This window comes from Acidobacteriota bacterium (assembly GCA_016703965.1).
Lineage (GTDB): Bacteria > Acidobacteriota > Blastocatellia > Pyrinomonadales > Pyrinomonadaceae > OLB17.
On record JADJBB010000008.1, the window covers coordinates 1 to 11571 of the forward strand.

Genomic DNA, 11571 nt, shown 5'->3' on the forward strand with positions numbered 1-11571 from the left:
CTCCCAGCCTTTTTCGTAACGTGGTAAGCCGTAGGGAAAGTTCCTCATCTTCTTCGTTCAGAGAGCGTTCTCGAATCGCTTCGAAATTGTTTGCCGCTCACCTGGAGCTCATCGGTTTTCTCCGCAAACGACGCTTTGAGCATTGCGACAAGCTCCTCGCGGACTCGCATTTTCACAGGAACTGTTGGAAGAAGTCCTATTATGCCTGCCCGACTGCGCGATCTAACTTCAGCCATCCATCCCTCCGAGACTTCGTTTACGTCTGATAGTTCAATCTGTTTTCTCCGGAACGATTTTTTGGGTTGGCTTAGCTCGTGATACTGGCTAAGAGCTCTGGAGTTACCAACCCTAAAATGTAGGAAAAATCGTTCGTGGTTTTTCGCGATGTTCCTGCGTGGTTTGTTTTAAAACAGCACATTTGGGTTCGCAACAAATATTTTGTGGTTGAAAGACAAATGCGGTTAGATCGCGAAACTTGGTCGTCCCTTAAATCCACTCCCAAGTTTTCAAAATCAAAGTCCAGTGCGGTCAGTCCTGCAAGTTCATCGGAGGGATCGTTTGACTGCATCGGCCGAGGTGCTTTCTTTCATAATCGTGTCAGGTATGGAAAAATCGTCCCTTCGAGCGTGAACATATCACCAGTAGTCTTTGCAGTCCCGGTTCCTGACGCGCAAATAGTTTTCTACCTTTGTATTGTAGGTCGACAATTACACCAAACCATGAGCACGAGTCCCGGATGGTGCTAACAGGTATTGTGCATTTATCAGCCCTAGAGCGGTTACCCATAATCGGAATTATGGCTGACTCTTCCCGTCTGAGAAAACGCCACTAATCACGCGTTAATGGATCCAAGATTTAAACGGAAGGCGTCGAGGCTTAAAGCCTCATTTCGAGGCCACTACATAATCTCAAGAATCTGAAAATACATAGAGCTCCAAAATCCCACCTTCAAAACTATTGAAATTTCGTGAAGGGTAATTTGCGAACACCAATGACCGAGTTTTTCGCCAGCATTAAGCAAGTCTTTTACTGATTCAGTAACTCCAGCTTTTGGACTTGTTGCCGACAAACGAATCACCTTAGACGTTTCCTCGTCGATCTTGAGAAGACTTGCAGATTGCAAGTGCCAAAGACTTTCACGTCACCTGCGGAGCCGCATCGCACTGGGATGAATAGCAGAAATTAGACATTTTTGATGTTTGCGTTTCATTGAATTTGTTAACAAAGCCCGCAGGCCCGACGACTTCCCTTTTGTCTTAGCTATGAGTTACAGCAGTGTCTTGCCTTAGAATAACGGGCAATACTAGAAAAGAAGCAGAGGAACATGTTCCCTCTAGTGCTTCCGGCAGTGATATCCAGCAGAAAATTCCAAAGAATCATCATGCTCCTGTGTGTAAGGTTTTGAACATTTTCCGGGGACCTGCAACAGTTGCCATTAGATTATTTCCTGTTAGCTCCTCCTGTAATTTGGATGCCATCCTACCCCTTTGCGTCCGCTAGAGCGTGGAAACTCCTGCAGGTAAAACAATAACTTGGAGACCCGCTGCTTTCCAGTCTTGCCTTACGCAAGCCACATCAAGCATACAGATGTTGCCTGCGAGATTGATGATCCCCTGTCTCCCACTTCAACATTTGAAGTTCGTCGATGATTCTTCCAGGCTTCTTTTAGATCTTCTTCAAATTCGTCGAAACTGATTCATGTACGATTCCCATTTCACTCCCATTTCCGTTCGATCGGCTGAGGCTCGGAGGAATGCACCACGGCGGCAATGCGATCATCAAAATCGCACCCGATTATTTCCAGCCGCCGCACCGTTTTCGTGACTTCAAATCAACGCTCGATTTCTTCCTCGGTCGGATCTGGTGCAAATCTTGCAAGAATCTCCTGTCGGTCAATCTTGCCTGTTAGGCTGGTCAATTCACGATGGAAACTGTCTGTGGAGATAAAGCGGGAAAACCCTGCTCGTAGCGTGTCGATTTTCGTTTCAATCCAATCCAAGGAGCAAAGTTAACGAGTTTTTCGGACGTTATAGTCTTTATGAATTGTTTCTTAAATTGAGCTTCAACATCTTTTATTGACCGCTACTACCATTAATGACATTTCTTGAAGTTGTCTTATAATCCTCGACTACCGTAGTCTCGTTCGACTCAAAGACGTGATTCACATAATCCTTAATTCTTCGGCATGTACAGCTTTGTGAGAAAGCTGAGGATCTGGCCCAAAGAGTTTGTTTACCAATAGATAAGCTTCCTTAGCTTCAGCGGAGGTCGAGGCTTTAGAAAATTTTTCATAATACTACCGCTTATGTCATGAGAGACGTATAGTTCGAAAGATGCGACATTCAATGGAATATGACCTCGTTCGACCGCGAGAATCCAATTGCTTATCGTTTTCCAAAAACTCTGCAGATCGGTTTGAGACTGATTTCCTTTTCTTTACAGTATTTTTGTCCTGTTCGGCAGCTTTGGTGCCATCTGCTCCGCTCCACGCCAACATCATCAAAGACTTCTGGTTAGCTAATAACGTCTCTTGCAGCTTCGAGAAGCCGTAGAAGTAAGCGAGTAGCCTGAAGGGCAAAGCCCGCATAAGACCCTGACGCTTGTGAATCTTTTCTAGTGGGCGAAGATGTTTGTTTATTGCGTATTCTGCATCAAAAGCCCTCGAGACGTAATGCGTTAAACCAATGCCTGGTCTAGAGGAGCAGTTGTTGTGGTCGGTTCGTTCACTGGTTTTTCGCCCCCAATGATTGCAATTTCGACTGGTTCGCAAAGAGCCGCCGTAAGGTCAAAAGCAAACCAGTTCTAACATTTTCACACCAGTCATGGTACACGTCAGGTTCCTTACAATCCGGAACGGCTAACCCTAACTGCTGCGCTGCACGCGTTTGATTGTTGTTATTGATTGCGAGGGCATTTCTGAGAAGATCCTGTTCTATCGTTCAAGATACAATCCCATCCGATCGCCGGGCATAAAATCAGGGACGGAGTGTCAGGAGTTTCCGCGGCACACGTCTTGCGTCTGCCTATTCACCGAGCAAACACAGATCGAGAAATTCGAGACGTGCTAGATAATTTTTGTTTACATTTGCGCGTCGTAAGTTGTATAACAGTCAATACTTAAGCAGAACAGGAGTTCAATGGCCGGTTAGAAAGAAGGTAACTTTTCTAACCTCGGAAAAAGCGTCTCTACGAATAATGCTAGTTATCGATAAGAACGCTGGATAACGCCATTGGTTAAATGTATGAAGTTGTCGTAACGAGTGCGGTAGAGCGAAATAGAATTGTGGATAATCCGATCCTTTCCAAGTTGCAAACCTCACCAGGCGACCCACCGAGTGGGTCTGACGGTGCGCTTGATCGGGAGGGCTTTTTTGCAGAATCGTTAAAGCTGATTCGCAAAGTAATCGCTGGTCGTAGATCTGTTGTGGCCGATGACGCTCCTGATATTTCGCAAGAGGCTGCGTTAAGGCTTTGGAAGTGGCTCACGAAGTTTGAGGACAGGGGCTCACGAATGGCAGAAGCCGATTGGAAGTCCTTCACCGCGCGTACTGCTCACAACGAAGTAAATCGAAACCTCTCAAATCGAAACAAACGGATAGAGACATCTCTCGATGAAACCGAGGCACTCGGTGCCGAGCTAGATGCTTCGTCCGCAGAAACTTTTGTTTTGGTCAAAACGGTCTGGCAAGGTATTTGCAGGCTGAGTCTTTATCAACGCCAAGCGCTTCTTTTCAGTTCGGTAGATCTCGTACTTTATCTGTTCCAATTTGGAATCGAAGAGAATGAACTGTTAGCAAAGCTCGAACTGACAAGGGAGTCTTGGGAAAGGATTTCAACACGAATGCCTCTAACCGATATTGAAATCGCTGAGATAGCAAACCCGAATTCGGCCAATGGCCAAAGATCGGCAACCGCAGGCGCGGTTAAGAAGGCGAGATTTGACGCTCGCAAGAGACTTAAGGAGTTGATGAAATAAATGAATCAAGATCACTTATCAGCTGCTGAGGTCGCCATGTTTCGGGAAGACAGTTTTTCTTCCCGATCGATCGAGATCGGCCGACATCTTCTCGCCTGCAAAGAATGTCGAGCAAAACTGCCATCAGTAACTCCGCAGGATTTCCGGGACTGTGTTCTCGGGGCCGACGGCGCACGACTGGATGAATCTGAATACAAATATCGATTTTTAGATTTTCCAATATTGTCCTTTGCGAGGGTAACGACATTTGCGGGATTCGCAATTCTGCTCCTGGCGGGAATCTATTTTGTTAGTGTTCAAAAGTTCAGTACGTCGAATACTGTTGCAAAAAGCGAGAATAACGCAGGCACGAATGAATTGAAGCCAGTCCCGAACACCGTTGCCAATCAGACAACTCACGAGAAGGTACAGTTACCGATTAAGAGTGTGGACGTGCCAAATAGAGATTCGAGACCAAAGCCCCCCTTAACAAAATCCGACCAAAGGAAAGGGGCAGGCGTTACTGTAAGCGGGCCGAAGTTGCAGAACGCCGAAACTCGCGGAAGCGAAAACCCTTGCTCGGGCGGGGCCACGATCAGTCTTGAATCCAAATCCGATGGGAAAGAGGTCTTTCTTAAATGGAATTCTGTAAAAGGGGCTCAGTCCTATGACATTTATATTTCCGACCTGGATGAGAACATGATCGATCATTTCGAGTCGAAATCTCAAACATATTACCGTTCTGCGGTGAGGCTTGATCCGGCAACGTCCTATCGCTGGAAGCTGATCATTACGCTAAAGAACGGCAATAAGATCGTTGGTCCGCCTCAAATTCTTACTTCGGGAACAGCCACGGAAGACAACATAAAATCCGGAGCCATGGAAAGACAACGAGGGTCGTTTGAATTGCGGTGTGTGGCATCAAAATGAACAGAATAAATCACAACAAAATTAAGTTTCTGTCGCGGGCGGTTATCCTCTTTTGCTTGCTCGTCTCAGTATACGGGCAGCAGTCTGACGATCTTCCAGTGCCACCCAGCTTCAAATTGGAGGGGGTTCCGCGAATCAAGAATGATGACGTCAAACACTTGTTTTTTGAACCGTCTGCAATAAAAAACAATTTGATATGGGACGTCGATCGAACGTCGCGAAAACTGTTTGTCACCGATGAAAAGAATGCCATCTATTCCGTAGAGTCGCCATTGGCTAAGCCAATGTTGGTGATTGACGGTAGGGTGCCAAACACTTTTCGAGTAAGTCCAAACTCTTCACTCGTTGCCTTTAACAACGATAAGGAGGACCAGGATAATTACGTGCTTTTCTTATGGGATGGCAAATCCGAGCCTCGAAAGCTATCGAGCTTTAACGGAAAAGACGATTCAGTTGATTCATTTGTCTGGAACCGAAATGGTAAGAGCATTTATTACACTCTCAACGACTACGAAACTAAGTTAACGAAACTCTGTCAAAGCGATTTGAGTGCGAGCAAGTGCTTCTCACTAGAATTGAAGGGCCTTTGGAATGTGATCGACATCGACGAAGGCAACATCTTGCTTAAGTACTGGAAATCTTCCAGCAATCAACACATATTCAATTATTCGATCGGCAGCGGCAAACTCACACCGCTTTCTGAATCAGGAAATGCGACGAAAGCGTTTTTCGCGGCCGGAAAGGCGTTCGTTATAGCAGAAGATTCGCCGGAGTGCGGGGGGAGTCGATGCTTGATTTCGATTGATCCCCGTGCCAACAAGAAGGAGAGTATAGGTCTTCAAAATGTTCGAGGATACCTGGGGGACATAAAGCCGTCGCCGGATGGAAAATCACTATTGGTTCAGGAAGCAATAAACGGAATCGACAGCCTCTGGATAGGAAAGATCAAAGACCGAAAAATTGTCCCAACCGCTTCAAACTTTCTGGGCGGCTCGTATGTCGTTTGGAATACCCGTTGGCTTTCCGAAACCGAGGTCGTCTTCACCATTGAAAATATCAGTCAACCTGCATTGATACAGTCGTTCGATCTCAAATCGAAGAAAACAACCACTTGGACGAATTCCCATTTGCCTGAGGTTTTGACGGGCACCGTGAAACCTCCCGAAACAATACGTTGGAGGTCTTTTGATAGTAAAGAAATTTCTGGATACATCGTCAAACCCACGAAAATTGAAAAGAAGAGTCCCGTGCTTGTGTTTATCCACGGTGGTCCTCAGGTGCTCGATCGCCCTACATTTAGTTCCGTGGATGTACGGTTTGCGACGTTCCTCGGGTTGTCCATTATCCACACTAACATCCGTGGATCGAGAGGATTCGGAAATGAATTCATGGATGCGGATAATGGCGCCAAAAGAGAGGATGCCGTTCGAGATATTAGCTCGCTTCTCGATTGGATCGAAAAGCAGCCTGACCTAGACGCGGATAACGTGATCATCCGTGGCGAAAGCTACGGGGGCTTGGTGGCTCTAGCGACCGGGCTAAGGGAATCTTCTCGAATCCGTGCCGTTATCGCCGAATATCCGCTAGTGTCGATCAGAAATTATCTGCAACAAAGTTGGATCGATGAATTTGCAAAGAATGAATACGGCGATCCAAAAGACGAAATCTTAATGAAAAAGCTTGATGAGCTTTCTCCGCTGAACAATGTTTCAAAATGGAAGGGGACGCCGTTGTTCCTGACCAGGGGAAAACTCGACTCAAGAGTCCCCGAAGGGGACGTTCTCGGCCTCAAATCTCAACTGCGAGATGCGGGAGCCAATGTTTGGTTCATATATGCCAACGAGGCGGGACATGGCGTTGGAGGACGCTTCGTCACGGCGGCAATGTATGAATTTATTAAGACTCACTTACGGAGGAAATGAAAATGAAACGAATCAAAACTCTTCTCTTGGGGATGGCCCTAACAACTCTGTTGGCTGGCAACATTTTCGCAACGGGTGCCGTGTTGCCAGCCACCAGCAGTATAGTCTCCTATGCGTTAACCGCATTGCTCTCGCTCGCAGGCGGCCCTGATCACTGTCCACTGCGGCAGTGTACGAATTGTAAGCCGAATAACGAGGGCGGTGACAATGGCAACGGTGATTGTCGTCCTACACCGGACTAGGAGTAACTTTGATGAGAAACAAGCCGAACATGTGGACTAATGCGACAAGATCAATTCTGGTCATTTTCGCATTAGTTCTCATGTCGGAAATATCTTTGAGCCAACCCGGTTCACAGAACATATCTAAGCTATATTCAAAGGGATACTTTGAAGAAGTAGCCAAACTCGCCCCTTTTCAAATCTCGCGACTCTCACAATCCGGACGATTGGCAGAAGCATCTCATATAGCCTTTCTAACTTGTCGGACTTTCGTCCAACTGGGTCGATATGATGAAGCTGCTCAGGTTGTTGATCCATTCATTTCCGATCCCAAACTACGAACTCGCTTTCCCGACTCTGTCGCATCTCTTTACCTATGTAAGGCAGCAGTTTCTCGTTCAAAGCGTGATTTTGGAGCGGCGCTTGAAAACCTGCGACTAGCGAAGTCGATATCGGCAAATGACTCCGGATCGCTAGCCGCTTACCAGTTGGAAGTCGGTCGGACCCTGTATTCAGCGGGTCATGATTTTGCAGCGATCATATGGCTGGAAAAAGCTGAGAAAGAGGCTCTGGCAATCGGCAACATTTCGATTTACTATGATGCACTACGATTTCTGAGCTTAGCTTGGACTGCGAAATTCTACTACGCCAATGCACTGAGTTATGCGGAAAGATTAGTTGCGAAATCTTCGATAGGAGAATTCGAACATCGAAACCGAATCGCGCATCTTGAATTAGCGAACCTACTCGATGTCACCGGCCAGCCGCAACGAGCGAAGGACCTGTATCTCAAGGGCCTGGACCTTTCGACTCGAGCTAGAGTGAACTATCACGCCGGACAGTTCCTTTCTAGCCTCTTACTGCGATCGTTATATGAGAATGATATTGAAGCCGCTAAGAACTACCTGGCAAGATTGGAATCAATCGATAAAGAAAAGCAATTTAGTTTTGAGCGTCTTCTTGGAAGGGCCTTGGTCGAGAACTTTAATGGAAATCGATCACTTTCCGAGGAGTATTTTTCAAGGATTGTAAGCGAAAAAGGCAGTTCCGAATTCATTGTGCCCTATTGGAGAAGCACGATTGCTGAGCGAGATCAGGACTGGAAAGCACTTGTTACGAATGCGCATTATCTGCGTAAATTGACGGAACAGGAGAACTTTCAAGACGACCTTCCCCAGATTTATTACAAACTCGCATTGGGTTCATGGCGGCTACGCGAAGAGCAATCTGCGAGGGAACACGCGGCAAAATCACTCTCCTTATTTGAGCCTTTTCGAAACACTCCTATCGTTGATCTTTCGATTGCAATGATGGAGGTTCACCATTCCCTCTATCGACTACTCAGCGAGATTGAGGTAGCTGGCAATCCCGCGAAAGCCTTTGAGTATTCTGAGCTTCTTAAGGCAAATCTGCTTAGAGACAGAATCGAACGATCGGCCCTTAAGCCACGCCCTGATCTATCCGACGCAATCCGAAACCAACTTTTTACGACTTCTCGCAACTACGCCGAAGGAAAAGAAAATGAAGAGGCTCTAACAAAGCTGGAAAACGGCATCGTAGCCGAGAAACAAACAGCGAGCCAACAAACTCAGGATTTCTCGACGCAGGGTTTGAAACTTCCGGAAGACGTGGCAATCGTCTCCTACGAATTCACGCCATCAGGTGAACTCCTAGCATTTGTTCTTGAATCGGCAAAGCCGTTGCGTGCCGTCAAACTTACCGTCAATGACGTACAGGCCACAAAACTCGCCTCAGAAACTCAAACTAAGATAAAGGATCGTATTTTCTTCAAGGTCGATGGGAAGAAACTCTACGATCTATTACTGAAACCGTTGGACTTGAACTCAAGTAACATAGTTATCGTCCCCGACAAACAATTGTGGAGAATACCATTCCATGCCCTAAGCCCAGACGGTAATAAGTACTTGATCGAGACGAATACGGTTTCGTATTCGCCGTCTGTTTATTTGCTAAAGCAACAACTCTATCGGAACCGCCAAATAGACAAACTATTCAGATCTTTGCGAATGATACTTTCAACCGTCAGAAACTAGCCTATGTGAACAACGAGGCGATAAGTATTGGAAAGTTATTCGGAATCCTCCTCGACTGAATGCCGCCAAATCGGATTTCCTCAAATCTTCGGCGGACGCTGACATCCTACATTTTTCTATGCATGCTCAACTCGATGGCGATAATCCTCTATCTTCATTTCTTGCCTTTCAGCAGAATGCCGCAGACTCAGGCAAACTAACCGTCAACGATCTCCTTTCGGTCCGCCTCAAACCAAAAAACTTAGCATTCCTCGCATCTTGTGACACCAGCAAAGTCCATAACGGCGAAGGTCTGGTTAGTATTCCATGGGCATTGCTGGGTTCTGGTAGTTCATCGGTAGTCTCGTCGCAATGGGAAGCAAGCGATCGTGCAACCCAAAAATTCAGTGGAATTTTTTACCGAGAACTTCTTAAAGGGTCATCGACGGCGTCGTCACTCCAAGCAGCGGCAATCGAAATGATTGACGATAAGTCATCGGGGATCCCGGGGGCGGACTTCGGGGGGGGGGGTCCTTGGAGATTTTAGATAGCCAATTGATAGGTTGAAAATCGATTAACTAAGTCCGATCGTCGAAGGCTCATCATCCTCAATGAATCTGGAAGAAGGGACCTATGATCTTACCCAAGGGCAGCTCTGACTCTAGGGCGATTTCGGTAAAAATCAGAATGGAATTCCGAAGGCACGTCACCACTTGTAACAAGGAGAAAATCCATGCTCGGGTACAAGCCACATAAAGCAGCTGTCGTTCGGCTATCGTAAACTTCGCGAAGATCTGATTCATCCGCGACCGAGCTGATCCGTTCCTGTGAGGGATGACCTCATCTTCGCAGGCCATAACAACAACTGCCTTAAATTCGAGCCCCTTAGCAAGATGCATGGTTCCCACAGATACACTGCTCCAAGCGATGCTCTCTTGCAACTGGTTTCAAGAAACTAAGCAGCTCCGTTTTTGAAGGCGTCCACGTTCGTTTGAAGGCACTTCCGCAAGCTGAGATCATTAGCACCCACTTCGAAATAACTCTGCGGGGGTTGGTAAATATCTAGACCTCTGCCAATCTTGACTATCCAACCGTTATTGAGGCGGATTTGCCGATCGTGAAGATTCTCGTCAATCTTTATATCCAAAAAGACGTTCAATTCCAGGAGACTCTGTTTCAGGTCTCCTAGTTTTGTTTGACCTTCCTTGCACGTTGGTCGCTGCATCGAATGACGTTATTAGAGTTATTTTGGAAATGGTCCCGAGCTTAACTGCCATTTCGCAAAAACGCACAAAATTCCCGATTTGATGAGTTGCCCTAATGTATGGGTCTTCTACTGTGATTTCGGTTGACCCTGGCAAATATTGGCCAACTATCGATTCATAAGTATGTCCAGTATCGCCGTACAGAATCGAATAGTGTCTCTCTTGAGGTTCAATGAGGTTGAGCAACTACAGCTGGCGTCTCGACTTCGGGATTCAATGGCTCGTCTGAAACGTCTACAGGCACTGGTGGGTCGGGATTATAGATCTTTCCGGCACGGAACGGAACGGCCGCCTTTTCTTCAAGTATTTTTCTAACCGGGCTTTGCGTGGCTGGTGCATTTTTTGACTCAGGGCACCATACGACAATTTCCTCTCCAGAAGAACTGGCGAATGATAGACCGATTTTCGCAAACTCATCATCCGGTTTGCGTTTGTTCATCTGCTCCTTGATGCGCCGCCGCCCTTCGACAGCGTATTGCGTATACTCGTCAAACGCGACATCGTCTGGGGGCCCATCGGGATGCAAAATCTTTACAAGAGCACAAAGGGTACGTTTTATCGCTTTCTCATCTCGCCCCTCGATTGCGGAACCGAGCTTTACGCGTTTACTTACTTCCTCGTATCGGTTCGTGTGTTTGAATAGGTGGTGGAACGCCTCTGCCAAATAGTCAGTAATGAACCCAAAATTGCTGGTTAGAAAATCGCTGCTATTCTTTGGCATCTCCCAGCCAGGCAAGTAGTATGAGAATCGATCCATTACAGCGAGATCCAATTCCTTCGGCAGCGGCTGGAACAGGTCGTATTCGGTCGAATTTACAATTTGCTCTATAGACAGGTCAATATTCCCATTGAAGGCCAGGCTCGCATCTGCGATCACCTCGACGCCGCGAGAGGGCAATCCGTTTGCCATGAAGTCCTTCATGATTTGTATCGTATCCTGATCTTTGACACGAATACCGCCGACCTCATCAAACGCAACCGTATCCCAAAAACCTACCAGGCCAACTTTGCCGCGAGCATTGTTATAAAATAGGTGGACTTAGTCGCTTGTCCGCCACTTACTAGCGTTGAATATGGCGAGAACTCACTGAAAAATACGGATTTTCCGGTTCCGCGGGGTCCGAGCTCGATAAAATTGAAGTTAGGCTCGACGAGAGGTGCGAGCCGGGCGATGAATGACATCGAGCCACTCGTCACGTGTGAATTTCGCACGTTCCTCTGTATAGCCGCTAAAATCAAAACGGC

At 46.8% G+C, this 11571-nt stretch carries 8 protein-coding genes and 2 pseudogenes; 6 read left to right on the plus strand and 4 right to left on the minus strand.

Annotation, left to right across the window (positions count from 1 at the left end; genetic code table 11):
* Positions 1-2723: 2723 nt before the first annotated feature.
* On the minus strand, positions 2724-2936 hold the full coding sequence (locus IPG22_05960) for a hypothetical protein (GenBank protein ID MBK6587846.1): 213 nt from the start codon (positions 2934-2936) through the stop codon (positions 2724-2726).
* A gap of 302 nt (positions 2937-3238) precedes the next feature.
* Between IPG22_05960 and IPG22_05965 the strand changes: the two genes are divergently transcribed.
* From IPG22_05965 to IPG22_05990, 6 genes are all read left to right on the plus strand, one after another.
* Positions 3239-3976 (plus strand): hypothetical protein, encoded by a 738-nt coding sequence (locus tag IPG22_05965; protein MBK6587847.1) that lies wholly within the window; start codon positions 3239-3241, stop codon positions 3974-3976.
* Positions 3977-4885, plus strand: a complete 909-nt coding sequence (locus IPG22_05970; GenBank protein ID MBK6587848.1) for a hypothetical protein — start codon at positions 3977-3979, stop codon at positions 4883-4885.
* 383 nt (positions 4886-5268) lie between these two features.
* Positions 5269-6807, plus strand: coding sequence for a S9 family peptidase (locus IPG22_05975; protein ID MBK6587849.1), 1539 nt, complete (start codon positions 5269-5271; stop codon positions 6805-6807).
* 2 nt (positions 6808-6809) lie between these two features.
* Positions 6810-7049 carry a hypothetical protein gene (locus IPG22_05980; GenBank protein MBK6587850.1) on the plus strand — a complete coding sequence of 80 codons (240 nt, stop codon included), beginning with the start codon at positions 6810-6812 and terminating at the stop codon, positions 7047-7049.
* Between the two features lie 11 nt (positions 7050-7060).
* Positions 7061-9082, plus strand: a complete 2022-nt coding sequence (locus tag IPG22_05985) for a CHAT domain-containing protein (GenBank protein MBK6587851.1) — start codon at positions 7061-7063, stop codon at positions 9080-9082.
* A 37-nt stretch (positions 9083-9119) separates the two neighbouring features.
* Positions 9120-9608: a CHAT domain-containing protein gene (locus IPG22_05990; protein MBK6587852.1), complete on the plus strand. Its 489-nt coding sequence runs from the start codon at positions 9120-9122 to the stop codon at positions 9606-9608.
* A gap of 61 nt (positions 9609-9669) precedes the next feature.
* Here the strand turns inward: IPG22_05990 and IPG22_05995 are convergent, their stop codons facing one another.
* From IPG22_05995 to IPG22_06005, 3 genes and pseudogenes are all read right to left on the minus strand, one after another.
* The gene (locus IPG22_05995) at positions 9670-9960 is read right to left on the minus strand and encodes a hypothetical protein (GenBank protein MBK6587853.1); all 291 of its coding nucleotides are present in this window, start codon (positions 9958-9960) and stop codon (positions 9670-9672) included.
* A 56-nt stretch (positions 9961-10016) separates the two neighbouring features.
* Positions 10017-10512: pseudogene (locus tag IPG22_06000) on the minus strand (hypothetical protein).
* Positions 10496-11571 (minus strand): annotated as a pseudogene (locus IPG22_06005) (ATP-dependent Lon protease). The pseudogenes IPG22_06000 and IPG22_06005 overlap by 17 nt, the downstream one beginning before the upstream one ends.